Source organism: Vibrio fortis, assembly GCF_024347475.1.
GTDB lineage: Bacteria > Pseudomonadota > Gammaproteobacteria > Enterobacterales > Vibrionaceae > Vibrio > Vibrio fortis.
The window spans coordinates 938,431-956,684 of the sequence record NZ_AP025487.1; the positions used below are offsets into that span (position 1 = coordinate 938,431).

Here is an 18,254-nt window from a genome sequence, read left to right on the forward strand (position 1 = left end):
CAACCTCATGACTCTCGGACTAAGAATTATCAACCCAGCTCAGTATCTTTCGGCCGCAGTTGAAACTCTTCAATAGAACCAATCTCAACGCCCATAGAGAGCGATGGTTCGTCTTGGTGAGCATTACCCTGCGCGTGCATAACCAAGCGGTTAGCAGTGCGTGGCTTGAGCTGATTGACCACGAAGCGAATCATGTCGCTGCGTGATAACTCTTTAAGCTCTTCCAACACGCGTTCACGTTGGTTAAATTCAGTATCTTTGTTGCCAATCGCGACCCACAAGCGCTGCGCGCGACCACGTAGTGTCGTGTCCGGCGTAGAAATCTGATTCAAAAGTCCACGCTTACTGCTGTGCCACTGATAGTCGTTGAGCTCTAGTAGCACCATGTAGAAGGCGTTAAGGAACTCATCTATCGATGCAATCAAATCGACAGGTGCAGCATTTGGAGATTGTACATAGAGCACAATACCTGGGTGACGATTGAGCGGCATATTGCCAGTGCCGACCATATACCCTAGCTGCTGCTTGGTGCGGATTTCATGGAAGAAGGTTGCCGACATTAAGTGATTAGCCAGAGAGTACAGTGCGATACTCTGAGGTGAGATATCTGGACATTGATAGTAAACCACAATCGCAGAGTCATCTTGATTACACACCACTTCACGTTGGAAGCTACCATTCTCGCCGAGCATAACCAGTGGTCGTAATGACTCTTCATACGCTTGATCTTGGACGCGTAATGCATCTTTGAGCGACTCAGCCATTTGTAGCGCATCGTCTTGACGCCAATCACCGTAGACGAACATCTCTACGTGTAGCTCCGCTAAGATAGCTTGAACAAATGATGAAAGCTCATCCACTTCAATGGTTTCTAGGGCTTCGATTAACACCGAGTAGGGTGGGTTATTTGGTTGTAATAGCCCCGTCATCGCGTTGAATAACTGGGAAACAGGGCGGTCTTGTGAGGCGTTGCTCCAACTTCTTAGCAGTTGGCTCTTTATCGTATCAAAACGAGCTGGGCTGAATTGTCTTGAAGCAAAACGCTCTAAGATCATGTTCAATAACTGTGGCTGCTTACGGCTAAAGCCTGAGATCGTCAGTGTTACGCCGCCTTGATGGGTATACATGTTGTATCCCATTCCGGCAATTTCAGCTTGATATGTCTCTTTTTCGAGTGAATCTAAGAACATTTCGACGCACAAACGTGTCTTGACGATGTTTCTTGGGCTGGCGACAGAGTGAGGGCTATCGATTGCCACGTACACCACACCTTTGGGAACACGAAACTCAGTGTCTTGTAGGTGCCATAATTTGAAGCCATCCAGTTCTTGCAAAAGCGTCGGGTGAGTTTTTGGTTCTTCAAGCTCTGCAGGATCTAGGTCATAGCAGATGAACGGGTTTTTCCCTGGTAATTCAAATTCCCACCCAGGATTGATGCATTGGAAAGACTGTTTCTGCTCCTTGGTAAAAGGGGCAACCGAATAAGGCGTGAAATACCATTGCGCTTTGCGATCATACTCTAATCCATGAGTAATAAGGGTTGAACGCATGTTGTCCACGGTGAAATAGTCGAGCAGAGAACGTTGCAGTTCTTCATCGTAGCGTTCCATTTTGTAGTCGCCGTAAATCACATCATGCTCTGGATAGTTCTGCATATTCATGACGAGATGACTGACCACATCCATTGGACGTGCGGGCTCTTGGAAACGGAACGCAGATTCAAGCACAGCGCGTTTTTCAAGGTAGCGCCACTCTTGCATGCCTTCTTTTTCAATTAACTTGATGTATTGAAATACCGCTTGTGTGATTTCATCAACTTTAGTCAGGCCCTCGACAGAGAGTGAACAGCTCACCGTGAAATCACGATAGTTGCTGCCACTTGCGCCACCCCCAGCAGAGAGTGAGGTGATCCAACCTTTCTCCTTCAGTTGCATCATTAGGCTGCCTTCGCCTTCATAACCTAGCAAATGTGCAAAGAAGGAGAGGGGTTTAATGCTGTAGTGCTCGTCCATACTCGGCATAGGAAAAGTCAGTATGAGCTTGCGAATCTCTTTTATCGGTTCAACAAACACCTGAACGCCGGTACTTTCTGGACCGACTATTGAAACGTCGACTTTCTTGCCTTGTCGCTGGTGATTGACGATGCTGCTGAACTTCTGTTCAACCCACGTTTGCATTTGGTCGAGCGCTTGATTGCCTGACAAGGTCAGCGTCATTAAATCGGCCGAATATTGTTGCTGGTGGAAGTCGAGAATCTCTTGGCGAATGGTTTGGCCATTTCTATCACCGAGAGTCTCAATGTTTCCAACGGAAAACTTAGCGAAAGGGTGCTCTGGGTTGACCAACTCTTTGGTTACTTGGTAGAGGCGTCGCGAGTCATCGTTGAGCTTCATTTTATATTCGGAATCAACCGCTTGACGTTCTTTTTCTAGAGCTTCTTCATTGAACAGTGGAGCGGTAAAAAACTGGCTAAAGCGGTCGAGTGCATTTTCAAACGCATCTAGCTCGACGTCAAAAAAGAAACAGGTGTGCTCTGTCCCTGTCCAAGCATTGTTACTGCCACCATGCTGACTGATAAAACTTTGGAACTCTCCGACCTTTGGATACTTTTCAGTTCCCAAAAAAAGCATATGCTCTAGGTAATGAGCCAAACCTTCTCGATCACTTGGATCATCGAAGTGCCCAACATTGACCGCTAATGCTGCGGCGGCTTTCTGAGCGTGCTGGTCATGAACGAGCAACACTCTTAAGCCATTATCAAGCGTTAAGTAGCGGTATTGGTGTTCGTCGTTTGGGCTTAGATGCACACGCGTGTCTCCAGAGAAGGTAGTGTTTAAATTATGTACCCGATGTAAATCGGTGCAAACCTTGTAATCCTATTTTGGGATATGAAGAGCTTTTTGCTGGTTCTGGAATCGATTTTATCGATTTTTATCAGTGATTTATTTTCTTTTAATAAGATTGTTAAGAAAGTTGAACTCTTTGGCAAGTGACTTGGTATAATTATTTATAACGAACAAAGTTTCTATAACTTTAGAGTCACCCCTAAGTAGCGTTCAGGCAACCAATGGGTTGCTTAGCTTTAACGTCTACATAGACAGGATAGAACATGAAAATATTCATAATGCGTCACGGTGAAGCAGAGCATTTTGCAAACTCAGATGCAGAACGCGCGCTCACTAAGCGTGGTAAGAAGTTATCGCTTGCAGTGGCTCAAGCTGCCGCTGAGCAAGGCGTAAACCGTTTTGATAAGGTGTTGGTCAGCCCCTATTTAAGAGCGCAAGAAACTTGGTTAGAAATCTCGGAAGTGTTTTCTGGTAACAAAGTAGAAACTAGTGAAGACATCACGCCTTACGGTGTGTCTGATCAAGTCTTTGATTACACAATTGCCATGGCTGAGGTTGAAAATCTAGAGAGCGTACTGTTTGTGTCGCACTTGCCACTAGTGGGTTACTTGACGGCAGAGTTTGCCACTGGCATGACACCGCCAATGTTCCCGACCTCGGGTTTGGTGTGCATCGATTTCGATTTAGAGACCAAAAAAGGTGAGCTAGCTTGGAATATTAACCCTTAAGCGGATTCCACCAAACTGAGTTATTCGCCAAAAGTCGAATAGCGAAAGGCACATCTTCGTGATGTGCCTTTTGTGCATTTTAGGACGAGACATTAAGCGTTTGGCAGGGTTTCTGTAGTACACAAACGCTGTTATAGGCATTACTTCTCTGGGATAGAAAGTAGAACCAATAATGCACCGTTGCCGCCGAACTCCAAAGGCGCTTGGTGAAAGGCAAGAACATCCGGGTGCTGAGCAAGCCACAGTGGCACTTTCTCTTTTAGAATGTGCTTACCAATACCGTGCTGTACCGAGGCACACGAGACACCTTCTTTTACACAGTGAGCAATCATCGCGCCGAGTTCACGTTTGGCTTCTTGCTGACTCATTCCGTGCATATCGAGATAGACATCTGGCACGTAGACGCCGCGACGTAATCTTTTGACTTCGTATTTAGACACATCATCACGTGCGTAGCGAGTTGGGCCATCTTCACTTAGGTGTGGGATAAACTCGTCCGAAAAGTAAAACTCGCTGTCGCTGGCTTGTCTGGCTGTGCGCGTAATTTCTTTTTGTTTGGTATTTCTTTTTGGTTGCTGGATTATGGTATCCTGTTGCAACTTTTTAACGCCCTTTACTGCTTCACTGAACAGGGCGAAATCGTCATCGAGATCGGTGTCTTTTTTGCTCATCAGGTTATAAGTTCTAAATTGAAACGTAATTAGCAGTATTGTAGCGCTTTTCGGAGATGATTTTGGATAAGATTTTTGTAGAAGAAGCGGTATCAGAACTACACACGCTTCAAGATGTGATTCGTTGGACTGTTAGCCGCTTTAATGCAGCGGGCCTATTTTATGGTCACGGCACAGATAATGCGTGGGATGAGGCGGTACAACTTATTTTACCAACCCTTTATCTGCCGATTGACGTTCCTTCACACGTACTGAACTCTCGCCTAACCAGCAGTGAGCGTTTACGTATTGTTGAGCGCGTTATTAAACGAATCAATGAGCGCACACCAACTGCATACCTAACCAACAAAGCATGGTTCTGTGGCCTTGAGTTCTTCGTTGATGAGCGCGTGCTAGTGCCTCGTTCTCCAATCGGTGAGCTTATCGAAGCGCAATTCCAACCTTGGTTGACTGAAGAGCCGACTCGCATCATGGATCTATGTACGGGCAGCGGCTGTATTGCTATCGCTTGTGCACATGCTTTCCCTGAAGCTGAGGTAGACGCGATTGATATCTCAACTGACGCGCTACAAGTTGCTGAACAGAACGTTCAAGACCACGGTATGGAGCAGCAAGTGTTCCCAATCCGTTCGGATCTTTTCCGCGACCTGCCAAAAGAGAAGTACAACCTGATCGTATCTAACCCACCATATGTGGATGAAGAAGATATGAACAGCCTACCAGACGAGTTCACTCATGAGCCTGAACTGGGCTTAGCTGCAGGTACTGATGGTCTGAAATTGGTTCGTCGTATTCTTGCGAATGCACCAGATTACCTAACAGATGAAGGTATCCTTATCTGTGAAGTGGGCAACTCTATGGTTCACATGATGGAGCAATACCCGCATATTCCATTTACTTGGATTGAGTTCGAAAATGGTGGCCATGGCGTATTCATGATCACACGCGCTCAGATGCTTGAGCACGCTGATGAGTTCTCTATTTACAAAGATTAATTTGTAGAACCATTTAATCGAAAGCCGCGCTGAACAGTGCGGCTTTTTTGTTTTTGGCGAGTCATGCTTGGTTTGGCTCTATCTTTGAACAAAGACTTTACAGTTTGTTTTGGCGTTAGAAGATTTGCCTATTTGAGTATTGCTTTCACAAAGTGAAGTCCCGTTCTGCCACGTACAAAGCAATGTGATGAAGTTGATCAAGTTGCACATCTGATTCATATTGGAGCTCAAAATTTATAGTTTCTAGTGAGTTATGGAGGATTCACGATGAGTTTCGATATTTGGGTTTACTACTTTCTCGCCGTATTGGTGTTAACGGCATCACCTGGACCAAGCTCTTTGCTATGTATGACTAAGGCTGTGCAGTCGGGTTTTAGGCTGTCTGTTTTTACCGCTCTTGGCAGCTTAACAGCGATCACCTCAATTTTGACACTGTCCTTTACTGGCCTTGGCGTGATTATCGCTTCATCAGAGGTCGTGTTTAACATTATCAAATGGACAGGTGCTGCTTACCTAATTTACTTGGGTTGGAAATCTCTACGTTCTAACCAACAGAGTTACCAGCTTGATGAGCAGGAGCAAAAAGGGAGTAAACAAAACAGTGGCACTTACCTACAGCACTACCTAAGCGGGTTTATTGTAGGAGCGAGTAATCCTAAAGCGATCTTGTTCTTTACGGCTCTTTTCCCACAGTTTATTGACCCAACAGCCGCACTCTTTCCACAGTTTGTCGTATTTGCGACGACCTTCGCGGTGATGGAGTTATCTTGGCTACTTATGTACGCCTACCTTGGGGCTAAATCTTCTAACTGGTTGTTCGCTAAAGGGAGAGCTAAGATGTTTAACCGAGTGACGGGTGGTGTATTTATCGGTGCGGGTGCACTTTTATCAACGACGACTCGTGCGTAAAAGCGTAAAAATTTCAATTGTTACGTAAATTTCTTGATGCTGTAATAAAAAGTTAATATTAATGTGCTTGCCGGTTTTGGCTGCTTGTCGATATATTGTATATACACGGTATATATAGTTAAGGAGCGCATTTATGCAGCATCAAGAAATGATTCAACACTCTCATTTTGGCGTTATCGGTCGTACTTGGCTTTTCGCATCGGTTTCTCTAGTCGCTATTCTAGCTCTAATCTAATTAGGTTTACGCAACTCGAAAATTGTTATGAATAACTATTTTTCACGATCTTATCGCTCAATCTTATCTCAACATTGATCGTGGCTTCCTACCTTAGCAACCAAACCGCCAAGACCCAGTAGTTAGCCACTCAACCTTTCCAGAAGTTGTTACTAAACTGTGATAATCTGACACTATTATTTGATTAAAGTGTGTCGCTATGTCTATCTGGGACCATCTCTCTTTTAACAATCGATTCGTCGAACTGCCGCAAACCTTTTACTCTCGCGTTGACCCAACACCGCTATTGAATCCGCGTTGGCTCGCGTGGAATAACAGCCTGGCGACGGAACTTGGCTTTCCTGCTGTGGACGGAACTCAGAGCCTCGATGATGATCTGTTGAACTCTCTGTCTGGCTTAGTTGATAACGAGCATTTCGATCCCATTGCAATGAAGTATGCGGGACACCAATTTGGTGCCTATAACCCTGATCTTGGTGATGGGCGAGGGTTATTATTATCTCAAGTTGTCGCGAAAAGTGGCGAAACGTTCGACTTACACCTAAAAGGTGCAGGTAAAACACCGTATTCACGTATGGGCGATGGGCGCGCGGTGATTCGTTCCACAGTTCGAGAGTATCTGTGCAGTGAAGCGATGGCTGGGCTGAATATTCCAACCACTCGTGCGCTAGCCATGATGATAAGTGATACGCTGGTATATCGAGAAAAGCAGGAGAAGGGTGCGCTGCTACTGCGTGTCTCTGAATCTCATATTCGTTTTGGCCATTTTGAATATCTGTTTTACACCAATCAACTTGCAGAACAAAAATTGCTGGCTGATAAGGTGATTGAGTGGCATTTTCCTGAATGTCTAAATGAAGAGAAACCTTACGCTGCGATGTTCAATCAAATCGTCGACCGTACTGCAGAGATGATCGCTCTATGGCAGGCGAATGGCTTTGCCCACGGTGTGATGAATACCGATAACATGTCGATCATTGGACAGACTTTTGATTATGGCCCGTTTGCGTTTATGGATGAGTATAACTCTCGTCTTATTTGCAATCATTCGGACTACCAAGGACGTTATGCCTTTAATCAACAACCCCGTATTGGCATGTGGAATTTATCGGCATTGGCGCACGCCTTATCTCCTCTGATTGAGCGAGCTGATTTAGAAGCGGCACTTGAGATGTACGAGCCTCAGATGAATGGCTACTTTAGTCAGCTTATGCGCAGAAAACTTGGACTGCTGTCGAAGCAAGAGGGTGATAGCCGATTGTTTGAATCTATGTTCGAATTGATGTCGCAAAACCGAGTCGACTATCCTCGCTTCTTTAGAGCTCTTTCAGATCTCGATACTCAATCGGAGCAAGAGGTGATTGATCTGGTCATTGACCGCGAAGCCGCCAAGCTTTGGGTTGATAGTTACCTTAAACGCTGTGAATTGGAACAGGAAAGCACAGAAGAGCGCTGCCAAAAGATGCGTGCAATCAACCCCAAATATGTATTGCGTAACTATCTGGCGCAGTTAGCGATAGATAAGGCTGAAGAGGGCGATAGCAATGTGGTAGATGCCTTGATGGTGGTACTCGCTGACCCGTATTCAGAACACCCTGATTACGAATATTTGGCCGCTCTGCCTCCTGAGTGGGGTAAAGAGATGGAGATCAGCTGTTCGTCATAAACCGGCTTCTCATTTCAATATCCACAGTTAGAGGTCGCTTAGTTGTGATCTCTATCTGCTTGTTCTTCTAATTTTATCAACATATCAATAATCAAATACTCGACCTGCCTATACACTATGTGAATAAGTTGTAAATTTTATAGGTTTGGGCGATGCCAACAAATACTCGAATTCTCGTGGTGGATGATGATCAAGAAATCCGCGAGTTACTGGAAGAGTACCTTTCAAAATCAGGCTTCGATGTCTCCTCGGTTGGAGATGGCGTCGAACTAGATGTTCACCTTCAAAATCAAGGATACCCAGATCTGATCTTGCTTGATGTGATGCTCCCCGGTGACGATGGATTTACCTTGTGTCAGCGCGTCCGTAAAAACTCCAATGTGCCTATCATTATGCTGACTGCAGTATCGGATGAAACCGATCAGATCATTGGCTTAGAAATTGGTGCAGATGACTACATCGCCAAGCCGTTTAGTCCTCGTCAATTAATGGCGCGCATCAAAGCTCTGTTACGCCGAGTTCAAGTGGTGGAGGATAAGCCGAGTGATGCACTGCCGAAACAGATCATCTTTGGTGATTGGACGCTTGATACACTCGCTCATAGAATTTCAAATAATGAGAGTGCAGAAGAGATGGATTTATCGGGCAGTGATTTCTCGCTGTTAATGCTGTTTCTAACTCGTCCTAATGAAGTGCTAGACCGAGATACCATCTCTTTTGCGACTAGAGGACGTGAAGCACTGCCTTTTGAGCGTGGCATTGATGTTCAATTGAGTCGTTTGAGAAGTCGACTAGGTGATAGCGCTAAATACCCACACTACATCAAAACCATGCGTGGTAACGGCTACATATTGGCTGTACCTGTGCATTATGAGCACTGAGTAAGAAGCCCTTATGAAGTGGTTGAGAAGTTTAAAGCCAAATTCCTTGGTTGCTCGAACCTTGCTTTTGACCTTGCTAGCTGTCGTCATCGCGCAAGGCATCGCAACCTCTATTTGGTATAGCGAATCCAAACAAAAAGAGTTAGAGGGTATTCGTTCCGCCTCGTCGAGCATGGCTAACATGTTCGCCTCAACAGTGACTTTCTTCCAGTCTTTGCCCGTCAAGTATCGACATATCGTGTTAGACCAAATCCGTAATATGGGCGGGACGCGCTTTTTTGTTTCTTTCAATAAAGAGGCACTGATTGTCGAGCCTATTCCCGATACTCGCTTAAAGACCGCATCGATTGAAGCGATAGAGAGTGTCTTGAGTAGCAAGCTCAATAAGGTGGAGTCGGTGCGCGTCGATTTCTCTCGCCCAGAACATCTTCGCTTACTTAAAAATGACATCTACTTGAGCGATCTCCCGCGATCGTGGGCGCACCATACCTTAACCTTAGAGCCTCTCAATCCGCCGATTCTGGTTGTTCAGATTGAGCTAGCCAGCCATGAATGGGTATACATTGCGGCACTGTTGCCTGCACCCTATGTAAAACTGGATGACACTATTCTCGGTCGCGAGCAGGTGATCTTCTTACTCTCTTCAACGTTGATTTTGCTGGTGTTGACCTACTTAATGATTCGCCGTCAAGTGCGCCCGCTTAAAAAACTCGCAAGGGCCGCTAACGAGATGAGTATGGATATTCAACAGCCGCCACTGAACGAAGAGGGGGCAACTGAACTGGTTACCGCAACTCGGGCGTTTAATCGTATGCAGCAGCGCATTCGTCGCTATGTGGCCGATAGAGAGCACCTTTTCTCTGCTATCTCTCATGATTTAAAAACACCGATAACTCGACTGAGACTGAGAGCTGAGCTGTTGGAGAGTGAAGTCAAGAAAGACAGATTCAACAAGGATTTGGATGAACTGGAGATGATGGTGAAGGGCGCACTGCAAGCGGTAAGAGATACAGACCTTCACGAAAACAACGCCATTATCGACCTTAATGACATGGTTGCTTCGGTTATTGAATCGCATAACCAGCATCAAACCTTAGTAGAGTTTGAACCCATTGTGGTTGAGCCGTTAGTCGCGAAGCCATTAGCGATTAAACGTGTGCTGACCAATCTTATCGATAATGCGGTGAAATACGGCACATCCGCTCAGGTCGATATCAGTAGCGATTCTGTGTGGGTTATTGTGACGATTCAGGACCACGGTAAAGGCATCCCAGAAGACAAACTTGAATTGGTGTTTGAACCCTACTTTAGGCTCGCCAACGATGACCAAGGACACGGTTTAGGGCTTGGGATCTGTCGAAATATCCTGCACGGACACGGCGGAGATCTCATTATTCGCAACTCTCCTCAAGGTGGCTTAGAGGCCAAAGTCTATATCCCACGCGGCCTAGAAGTGTAATGTAACAATTGTGTTACATTGGGCTTACCTTTTGTTTCAATCTTATAAATCAGAATAAGTAGACTCTTTATTGAACCGGGCGTCGAGTCCGCTAAACATGGAAGATTATAATGAAAATCAATAAAACCCTACTTACTCTATCTCTTCTTGCTGCCTCAACATTTTCTCAAGCTGGTGAAGTGGAAGTGCTTCACTGGTGGACTGCTGGTGGTGAAGCTAAATCCGCTGCAGTACTTAAAGAGATGATTGAAGAACAAGGTCATACTTGGAAAGATTTCGCTGTTGCTGGTGGCGGCGGTGAAAGTGCGATGACTGTTTTAAAAACTCGAGCAGTATCTGGTAATCCGCCATCTGCCGCGCAGATCAAAGGTCATGACATTCAGGAGTGGGGTGGTTTAGGTTTTCTAACGTCTCTCGATGCAACCGCGAAACAAGAAAAGTGGGATGATTTACTACCCGCTGTTGTTACCAAAGTGATGAAGTGGGACGGCGAATACGTAGCGGTTCCTGTGAACGTTCACCGCGTTAACTGGCTTTGGGCAAACCCAGAAGTACTCGAAAAATCGGGTGTGACGGTTCCAACCACATTAGATGAGTTCTTTGTCGCTGCAGACAAGATCAAAGCAGCAGGCTTCATCCCTCTGGCGCATGGCGGTCAACCTTGGCAAGACGCGACAGTCTTCGAGGCGGTGGCACTGGATGTACTTGGTAGTGAAGATTACAACAAGGCATTCGTTGATTTAGATATGGACGTTCTATCTGGCGACAAAATGGTTGAAGTGTTCACCAAGTTCAAAAAGATGCGTGACTACATCGACAGCAACTCTCCGGGCCGTGATTGGAACGTAGCAACCTCAATGGTTATCAATGGTGAAGCGGCAATGCAAATCATGGGTGACTGGGCGAAGGGTGAGTTTACCGCAGCGGGCAAAGTGCCGGGCAAAGACTACATCTGTGCACCAGCTCCGGGTACCGACGGCCAATTTACTTTCAATATCGATAGCTTTGCCTTCTTTGAGCTAGGTGACAAAGAGAATCAAAAAGCGCAACAAGATCTTGCGAAAACCATTCTTACTAAAGACTTCCAAGAGGTTTTCAACCTAAACAAAGGCTCGATTCCAGTTCGTCTCGACATGGATATGTCTAAGTTCGACCAATGTGCGTTGGACTCAATGGCAACCTTCAAAGCGAGTGCGGAATCTGGTGACCTTGTACCGAGTATGGCTCACGGCCTATCTACAACCAGCTACGCTCAAGGTGCCATCTATGACGTTGTGACTAACTTCTTCAACGAAAAAGATGCTGATCCTAAAGAGGCAGCAGCTAAGTTAGCGAAAGCGGTAAAAGCGGCTATCTAACCTAGTTTGATAAGCAACACGAACAGAACACGAGTTACTGAGTATGTTGCTTATCCCTAACCCCCAGGGTGGGTAGGTTCGTAGGGAGCCTATCCGCTCTTCACCTCAATTCTGATATGCGTGATGCTGATGTGGTGCCGAGAGGTAAGCCATTGGCTCAATTGTGCAACAAGGAAAAGTTATGGAGCATGTTTTGACTGAGTCGACTCCAAAACCGACAAGGAGCCAGCCTGCACCAAAGCCCAGTTTTGCTGATAGGTTACAACATTGGTTACCTAAGATTGTGCTGGCACCGACCGCGTTGGTGACCGTGGTATGTATCTACGGCTATATATTCTGGACGGCAGCGCTGTCGTTTACTAATTCTCGATTTCTACCGAGCTTCAATTTTGTTGGCTTTGCTCAATATGAAAAGCTGATGGAAAACGATCGCTGGATCACCTCAATCACCAACCTCGGTGTGTTCGGGATCCTATTCATGGTGATTGCTATCGTCTTGGGTGTAGGTTTAGCAATTTTGCTTGACCAGAACATCCGACAAGAAGGCGCGATTCGTACCATCTACCTCTACCCAATGGCATTGTCATTCATCGTGACGGGTACCGCTTGGAAGTGGATTCTTAATCCGGGTCTAGGTATTGAAAAGTTGATGCAAGATTGGGGCTTTACCGATTTTAAATTTGACTGGTTGGTCGACTCTGAAATGGCGGTCTACACCTTAGTGATTGCCGCGCTTTGGCAGTCGTCAGGCTTTGTGATGGCGATGTTCTTAGCTGGCCTGCGTGGTATCGACTCTTCGATCATAAAGGCGGCGCAAATTGACGGTGCAAGCTTACCCACTATCTATCTCAAAATCATTTTACCTTGCTTGCGACCTGTGGTTTTCAGCGCGGTGATCATCACTTCTCACATTGCGATTAAGAGCTTCGACCTTGTGACAGCAATGACCGCAGGTGGCCCGGGTTATTCATCGGATCTTCCGGCGTTATTCATGTATGCACACTCATTTACACGCGGACAAATCGGACTAGGCGCTGCCAGTGCCATGATGATGTTAGCCGGTATTCTAGCGATTCTGGTGCCTTATCTTTACTCTGAGCTTAGGGAGAAAAAGTCATGATGAACAACATCAACTTTGCTCGAATGTTTATCTATTCGGCGCTGCTTTTCTTCTGCTTGGTTTACTTAATGCCGCTGTTCGTGATGGTACTGACCTCATTCAAAACCTTGCCTGATATTAAGGCGGGTAACTTGATGAGTTTACCCAAAGAGTGGGTGTTCGATGCTTGGTATAAAGCGTGGGACAGCGCTTGTACTGGCGTGAAGTGTGAAGGGGTTAAAGGCTATTTCTGGAACTCGTTCCAAATGGTGATTCCTGCGGTGGCTATCTCAACACTACTGGGCGCATTCAATGGCTATGTGGTCACTAAGTGGCAGTTCCGTGGCTCAAACTTGTTCTTTAGCTTGCTGTTGTTCGGTTGCTTCATTCCATTCCAAGTGGTGCTGTTACCTATGGCGAGCGTGCTGGGAAAAATGGGTCTAGCAAACACCACAGTTGGTCTGGTACTTGTGCACGTTATCTATGGCATGGCGTTTACCACACTGTTCTTTCGCAACTTCTACATCTCGATTCCAGACGAATTGATTAAAGCGGCGAAACTGGATGGTGCAGGCTTCTTTACCATCTTCTTTAAGATCTTATTGCCTATCTCGACTCCTATCATCATGGTGACGGTGATCTGGCAGTTTACCGCTATCTGGAACGATTTCTTGTTCGGGGTGGTTTATTCAGGCTCAGAGACTCAGCCAATCACCGTAGCATTAAACAACTTAGTCAACACCAGCACGGGCGTTAAAGAGTACAACGTTGATATGGCTGCTGCGATCATCGCCGCACTGCCAACGCTGTTGGTGTATGTCTTCGCAGGAAAATATTTTGTTCGTGGCCTAACGGCGGGATCAGTAAAAGGATAATTACCCATGGCAACATTAGATTTAAAACAGATCCGCAAAACCTATCGCAACGCGGACAACGAAACGTTAAAGGGCATCGACATTAGTATCGATTCGGGGGAATTCTTGATACTTGTCGGCCCTTCGGGGTGTGGAAAATCCACCCTAATGAATACCATTGCTGGGCTAGAAAACATTAGCTCGGGTGAAATCGTGATTGATGGTGTCGATGTCGCTCAGGTTGAACCTAAAGACCGCGACATCGCGATGGTGTTCCAATCCTATGCGTTATATCCAAACATGACGGTACGCGGCAACATCGCCTTCGGCTTGAAGATCCGTAAGATGCCGCAGGATGAGATCGATGCTGAAGTGAATCGCGTCGCTGAAATGCTGCAAATTGAGCAACTGCTTGATCGTAAACCATCACAGCTATCTGGTGGTCAGCGTCAACGTGTGGCAATGGGTCGTGCACTGGCGCGTCGCCCTAAGCTGTATCTGTTTGATGAGCCACTTTCTAACTTAGATGCCAAGCTACGTGTGGAAATGCGCCATCAGATTAAGCGCTTACATCAAAAACTCAACACCACCATTGTCTATGTAACCCATGACCAAATTGAAGCCATGACGCTTGCTGACCGTATTGCAGTAATGAAAGATGGCGAATTGCAACAGTTGGGCACACCGCAAGAGATCTACACTAAGCCAAGCAATATGTTTGTGGCAGGCTTTATGGGTTCACCATCAATGAACTTCATCAAGACTATGGTGGATCTCGACGAAGAGCAGAACCCTATCATCAAGGTTATTGGTACCGCGGATCAGGAGCACCATATTCGTCTGCCACAAAGCATGCGTGAGCAAGATGGCAAAGAAGTGGTGATTGGCCTGCGCCCAGAGCACATTACTGAGCAGCAAGGTGATGACTTGTCGGCAACCACAAAACTGGACTTACAACTGGAAGTGTTAGAGCCGACTGGTCCAGATACGATTGCGATGGTGAAGGTGAACGACCAAGAAGTGGCGTGTCGATTATCACCGGAATTTGAAGTCTCGGTGGGGCAGATGGCACCATTGCATTTCGACCTGTCGAAAGCGGTATTCTTTGATGCACAGACTGAAAGAAGAATCGATTTCTAGAATCTTGCAATTTAACCTCACCACCAAACACCCCGTCATTTGATGGGGTGTTTTTGTATCGATATACATCGAATGCATTACTGATAGAATCATCATTAAGGTCTATGCTTTACTGGATATTAAAATTGTAAAAGGTGACGGAAATGAGAGTTCAAATACTAGCAGGGGCTATGTCAGCTGCTCTTCTGTCTTTTCCTGTATGGGCGGTGGTAAATCAGGATCTGCGAGATAGTTATATTGTCGTTCTTAAAGAAAGCACATCTGTATCTCGTGCTAATGATATCGCTCGTGAAGTGGCGAATGGAAAAGGCGTGGTTGGTCATCAATATAGTCATGCATTGAAAGGTTTTTCAGTCAAAATCCCTCAGCAAGCACTTAAGGGGCTTCAAAATAGGTTCCCAGAAATCGAATATGTAGAAGCAGATATCGTAATGCATGCTTTGCCACGAGGGGGCAAACCGGGCAGAGGAGGAGGGGACGTTGAACGAGCTCCTCAACAAACGCCTTGGGGAGTAACACGGGTGAGCGGTGGTACCGTTGATATGAGCAACGCCGATGTTGTTGCGTGGGTAATTGACTCCGGTATTGATAGCGGCCATCCGGATCTTAATGTTAACGAGTCACGAGGGGCAAACTTTACTCGTGGTAAGAAAAGCAATACTAATGACGGCAATGGCCACGGCACACATGTCGCTGGAACGATAGGGGCCTATGATGATGGCTTTGATGTTATTGGTGTTGCCCCTGGCGTTGAAGTTATTCCGGTGAAGGTCTTAGATAATAGTGGCAGTGGTTCAATGTCAGGCGTGATAGCTGGTGTTGATCATGTTGCTCAGTATGGTGCCTCTGGTGACTGCGCCAACATGAGTCTAGGTGGATCGGGGTACTCTCAGGCTCTAGATAGTGCAATCCGAACAGCTGCTTCACAAGGGATCTATTTCTCGCTGGCGGCAGGCAACTCTGGTCAAGACGCCAGTGGTTTTACGCCTGCGAGCACTAACGGACCGAATATCTATACGATTTCTGCATTTGAGCAGAGTGGAGATAACTTTGCCTATTTCTCAAACTATGGCGCTGATGTAGATTACGCCCAACCGGGAATGGATGTCTTATCAACCAAAGCTGGTGGAGGCACTGTTTCTTACAATGGCACTTCAATGGCTGCGCCTCATTTTTGCGGAGTTTTGTTAGTAACAGGGGGCTCTTTCGTTATAGATGGAACAGTCAACAATGATCCAGATGGTGTGCCAGATCCTATTGCGGTTAGTCATTGATAATTGAATATCACGGGTATTTCTATTTATAGAGAATGAGAAATGCAGATTAAAAGCGATCGTTATGGTCGCTTTTTACTTTCTATATCTAATTTAGAGCCTTGGTAAAGCGCAATTCATCATTTAAACAGTGGTCAACTCTCACCCATTTACAAATATTCCATGTGTCATTTTCCACCCATTACTTATACGCCCGGTTTACTTCGGGTTCATCCAATTATCCGCGAAGCCTTGTGGTTAAAGGGTTGTTAAATAATTGTAGCTAGTTGGCGCGCTAATTGCCTTAGTGATGACATGCAGTTCCCATTGATGGGCTGCTTTGTTTACTAAGGAGAATAATAATGTTTAAGCCTCTTACCCTGCTATCTGTATCTGCGCTTGCGCTCACAAGTTTTAATGCTGCTGCGAACTGTGATCCTGGTGAAATTGTTATCAAGTTCAGCCACGTAACAAATACCGATAAGCACCCGAAAGGCATTGCTGCTTCTTTACTGGAAGAGCGAGTAAACACGGAAATGAATGGTAAAGCTTGTATGCAAGTTTTCCCTAACTCAACGCTATACGATGACAACAAGGTACTGGAAGCCCTGTTAAACGGTGATGTTCAAATGGCGGCACCTTCGCTGTCTAAATTTGAAAAATTCACTAAGAAATACCGCATTTTTGACCTTCCGTTCCTATTCGAAGATGTTGACGCTGTTGACCGTTTCCAAAACTCAGAATCTGGTGAAAAGCTGAAGAATGCAATGAAGCGTCGTGGCCTACAAGGTCTAGCGTTCTGGCATAACGGCATGAAGCAGATGTCGGCAAACAAACCGCTTATTAGCCCTGCTGATGCCGAAGGTTTGAAGTTCCGTGTACAAGCGTCTGATGTATTGGTGGCACAGTTTGAGCAGTTAGGTGCTAACCCACAGAAAATGTCATTCAAAGAAGTGTACGGCGGTCTACAAACTAAGGTTATCGACGGTCAAGAGAACACTTGGTCTAACATCTACGGTAAGAAATTCTTCGAAGTACAAGACGGCGTAACAGAAACTAACCACGGTATTCTTGATTACCTAGTTGTAACGTCAAACGACTTCTGGAAAGGCCTACCTAAAGACGTACGTGAACAGCTAAACACGATTGTTAAAGAAGTTTCTGAGACACGTAACGCTGAGTCTTCGAAAGTGAACCTAGCTAACAAAAACAACATCATCGAAGCGGGTGGTGAAGTTCGTACGCTGACACCTGAACAGCGTCAAGCTTGGGTAACTGCACTTCAACCAGTATGGAAGAAGTTTGAGAAAGACATCGGTTCTGATCTAATCGAAGCTGCGCTGGCTTCTAACCAGTAATACCGCTATTGGGTGGCGGCTCCCTACCGCCGCCCTTTATTAAAACAATTATAAGCGGAGCATTTTATGGAACAGTCTCAAATGGAACAGTCTTTATTTTCCAAAGTCGGAAGAGTCACCGATTTAATTGAAGAGTCTTTAATAGCCTTCTTCCTGGGTGCAATGACCCTACTAACTTTTGCGAACGTGGTATTTCGATACGCGTTCAACGACAACATTTTATGGGCATTAGAACTCACCGTATTCATGTTTGCATGGATGGTGCTAGTGGGCGCGTCTTACGGCGTTAAAAAGCACTTTCATATTGGGGTTGATGTGGTTATCAACCTTGCACCAGAGAAGCTGAGAAAAGTGTATGCCTTGATTGCTGTCACTTGTTGTCTTGCATTCTCTATCCTTCTTTTGATTGGTTCTTGGAACTATTGGTACCCGTTCGCGACTGATCGCGCATGGTACGAAACAGACGATATTCCAATGCCAGAGATGTTGCAATTTTTAGCAGATTGGCTCAATGAGGGCGAGCGCTACGAAAAGCTGCCTCGATTTATCCCTTACATGGCACTACCGATTGGTATGGCACTGCTAACTTTCCGATTTGCGCAGGTCGCTTATCAAGTCGCAACAGGCAAGATTGACCGCATGATTGCAGGCCATGAAGCGGAAGAAGATCTTGATGCACTGAAAGCTCAAGTTGAAGCGGGAAGTGATGAAGACGCCACTGCGATTTTGGATTCGCAAAACTCCGTGAAAGCGGAAGATTCAAAGCCATCTAATCAACAATCGAAAAGCAAGGACGACTAAT

The 18,254-nt window shown here is 45.8% G+C and carries 15 protein-coding genes; 13 read left to right on the top strand and 2 right to left on the bottom strand.

Features of this window, described 5'->3' with window-relative positions; translation table 11 throughout:
• Positions 1-29 precede the first annotated feature (29 nt).
• The gene (locus tag OCV50_RS04270) at positions 30-2,807 is read right to left on the bottom strand and encodes an insulinase family protein (RefSeq protein WP_261903781.1); all 2,778 of its coding nucleotides are present in this window, start codon (positions 2,805-2,807) and stop codon (positions 30-32) included.
• Positions 2,808-3,109: 302 nt separating this feature from the next.
• Here OCV50_RS04270 and sixA point away from each other — a divergent pair, with 302 nt between their 5' ends.
• On the top strand, positions 3,110-3,574 hold the full coding sequence (gene sixA / locus OCV50_RS04275; protein ID WP_239842526.1) for a phosphohistidine phosphatase SixA: 465 nt from the start codon (positions 3,110-3,112) through the stop codon (positions 3,572-3,574).
• Between the two features lie 140 nt (positions 3,575-3,714).
• Here sixA and smrB read toward each other — a convergent pair whose 3' ends face one another.
• Positions 3,715-4,245 (bottom strand): endonuclease SmrB, encoded by a 531-nt coding sequence (gene smrB / locus OCV50_RS04280; protein WP_239842525.1) that lies wholly within the window; start codon positions 4,243-4,245, stop codon positions 3,715-3,717.
• Between the two features lie 62 nt (positions 4,246-4,307).
• Here smrB and prmB point away from each other — a divergent pair, with 62 nt between their 5' ends.
• The 12 genes from prmB (at position 4,308) to OCV50_RS04340 (ending at position 18,253) form a co-directional block, all read left to right on the top strand.
• On the top strand, positions 4,308-5,240 hold the full coding sequence (prmB, locus tag OCV50_RS04285) for a 50S ribosomal protein L3 N(5)-glutamine methyltransferase (protein ID WP_150895473.1): 933 nt from the start codon (positions 4,308-4,310) through the stop codon (positions 5,238-5,240).
• Positions 5,241-5,507: 267 nt separating this feature from the next.
• On the top strand, positions 5,508-6,149 hold the full coding sequence (locus OCV50_RS04290; protein ID WP_261903782.1) for a LysE family translocator: 642 nt from the start codon (positions 5,508-5,510) through the stop codon (positions 6,147-6,149).
• A gap of 434 nt (positions 6,150-6,583) precedes the next feature.
• On the top strand, positions 6,584-8,050 hold the full coding sequence (locus OCV50_RS04295) for a protein adenylyltransferase SelO (RefSeq protein WP_261903783.1): 1,467 nt from the start codon (positions 6,584-6,586) through the stop codon (positions 8,048-8,050).
• Between the two features lie 152 nt (positions 8,051-8,202).
• The gene (locus OCV50_RS04300) at positions 8,203-8,931 is read left to right on the top strand and encodes a response regulator (RefSeq protein ID WP_261903784.1); all 729 of its coding nucleotides are present in this window, start codon (positions 8,203-8,205) and stop codon (positions 8,929-8,931) included.
• A gap of 13 nt (positions 8,932-8,944) precedes the next feature.
• A complete protein-coding gene (locus OCV50_RS04305) occupies positions 8,945-10,390 on the top strand; it encodes an ATP-binding protein (RefSeq protein WP_261903785.1) in 1,446 nt (481 codons plus the stop codon).
• A gap of 110 nt (positions 10,391-10,500) precedes the next feature.
• Positions 10,501-11,748: an ABC transporter substrate-binding protein gene (locus OCV50_RS04310; RefSeq protein WP_128161594.1), complete on the top strand. Its 1,248-nt coding sequence runs from the start codon at positions 10,501-10,503 to the stop codon at positions 11,746-11,748.
• 181 nt (positions 11,749-11,929) lie between these two features.
• Positions 11,930-12,868, top strand: a complete 939-nt coding sequence (locus tag OCV50_RS04315; protein ID WP_004739913.1) for a carbohydrate ABC transporter permease — start codon at positions 11,930-11,932, stop codon at positions 12,866-12,868.
• Complete coding sequence (locus OCV50_RS04320; protein WP_261903786.1) at positions 12,865-13,722, top strand: carbohydrate ABC transporter permease; 858 nt, start codon at positions 12,865-12,867, stop codon at positions 13,720-13,722. Before OCV50_RS04315 ends, OCV50_RS04320 begins: the two co-directional genes overlap by 4 nt.
• A gap of 6 nt (positions 13,723-13,728) precedes the next feature.
• Positions 13,729-14,841 (top strand): ABC transporter ATP-binding protein, encoded by a 1,113-nt coding sequence (locus tag OCV50_RS04325; RefSeq protein ID WP_032549615.1) that lies wholly within the window; start codon positions 13,729-13,731, stop codon positions 14,839-14,841.
• A 143-nt stretch (positions 14,842-14,984) separates the two neighbouring features.
• The gene (locus tag OCV50_RS04330; RefSeq protein WP_390905122.1) at positions 14,985-16,115 is read left to right on the top strand and encodes a S8 family serine peptidase; all 1,131 of its coding nucleotides are present in this window, start codon (positions 14,985-14,987) and stop codon (positions 16,113-16,115) included.
• Between the two features lie 341 nt (positions 16,116-16,456).
• A complete protein-coding gene (locus OCV50_RS04335; protein ID WP_150895462.1) occupies positions 16,457-17,452 on the top strand; it encodes a TRAP transporter substrate-binding protein in 996 nt (331 codons plus the stop codon).
• Positions 17,453-17,518: 66 nt separating this feature from the next.
• Positions 17,519-18,253: a TRAP transporter small permease gene (locus OCV50_RS04340; protein WP_239842520.1), complete on the top strand. Its 735-nt coding sequence runs from the start codon at positions 17,519-17,521 to the stop codon at positions 18,251-18,253.
• Position 18,254: the final 1 nt, after the last annotated feature.